Genomic DNA, 268 nt, shown 5'->3' on the forward strand with positions numbered 1-268 from the left:
CATACTGCCGATGCGGAGCATGGTGGGGTCGAAATCGAACCCGTGGAACATGGCATTGTGAAAGTGGTGGCGCAGCTTTTCATCGCGAAACAGCTGCGGGTGATTGTCGCGCAGGTACTCGCCGGCCGCGACCAGAAAGCCCGCTGTGCCGAGCGCGGGATCGCAGATCACGTCCTCGGGCGTCGGCTGGGTCATCTCGACCATCAAGCGGATGATATGACGCGGCGTGCGGAACTGGCCATTGGTGCCGGCGCTCGCGATCTTGCCG

1 protein-coding gene is annotated in these 268 nt (G+C 63.1%); it reads right to left on the reverse strand.

Going from position 1 to position 268, the window contains the following annotated elements; translation table 11 throughout:
- Positions 1-268: class I SAM-dependent DNA methyltransferase (locus A3736_RS07145; protein WP_156502031.1), on the reverse strand; the 268-nt coding region annotated here is incomplete at both ends.

Source organism: Erythrobacter sp. HI0063, assembly GCF_001635685.1.
Classification (GTDB): domain Bacteria; phylum Pseudomonadota; class Alphaproteobacteria; order Sphingomonadales; family Sphingomonadaceae; genus Qipengyuania.